Consider the following 840-nt stretch of genomic DNA (forward strand, 5'->3'; position numbering starts at 1 on the left):
GCCCGACATGACGGTCTATACGCATGAAATCTTCGGGCCGGTGCTGGTCGTGATGGAAGTCGACACGCTCGACGAAGCGATCGCGCTCGTCAACGCGAACCCGATGGGTAACGGCGTGGGCATCTTCACGCAGAGCGGCGCGGCGGCACGCAAGTTCCAGAGCGAGATCGACGTCGGTCAGGTCGGCATCAACATCCCGATTCCGGTGCCGGTGCCGTTCTTCAGCTTCACCGGTTCGCGCGGCTCGAAGCTCGGCGATCTCGGCCCGTACGGCAAGCAGGTCGTGCAGTTCTATACGCAGACCAAGACGGTCACAGCGCGCTGGTTCGACGACGACACGACGGCCGGCCCGGTGAACACGACAATCCGGCTGCATTGAGCCGCGGAGGAGATGACCATGAAGATCGGTTTTATCGGACTGGGCCACATGGGTGCGCCGATGGCGCTGAACCTGCTGAAGGGCGGCCATGAAGTGCATGCGTTCGACCTGAGCGCCGACGCATTGCGCGCGCTGCAGGACGCCGGCGCGCAGGTGGCCGCATCGCCGCGCGACGCGGCGGCGGGCGCGACCTTCGTGATCACGATGCTGCCGGCCGCGCCGCACGTGCGCTCGGTGCTCGCCGGCGAGAACGGCGTGCTGGCCGGCCTCGACGCCGGCGCGACCGTGATCGATTCGAGCACGATCGACCCGGCGAGCGCGCAGGCGTTCGGCGCGCTCGTGCGCGAGCACGGCGGCGCGTTCGTCGATGCGCCCGTGTCGGGCGGCACCGGCGGCGCGGCGGCCGGCACGCTGACCTTCATGGTCGGCGGCAGCGACGCGGATTTCGAGCGCGTGAAGCC

At 68.7% G+C, this 840-nt stretch carries 2 protein-coding genes; both read left to right on the forward strand.

From position 1 onward, the window contains the following. On the forward strand, positions 1 to 379 hold a 379-nt coding region (locus DIE06_RS37845), incomplete at its 5' end, for an aldehyde dehydrogenase family protein (protein ID WP_124665748.1). 18 nt (positions 380 to 397) lie between these two features. Continuing rightward, positions 398 to 840, forward strand: a 443-nt coding sequence (locus tag DIE06_RS37850) for an NAD(P)-dependent oxidoreductase (RefSeq protein ID WP_185733585.1), incomplete at its 3' end; no start/stop codon positions are given.

It is taken from the genome of Burkholderia sp. Bp8998 (genome assembly GCF_003854235.1).
Taxonomy (GTDB): Bacteria; Pseudomonadota; Gammaproteobacteria; order Burkholderiales; family Burkholderiaceae; genus Burkholderia.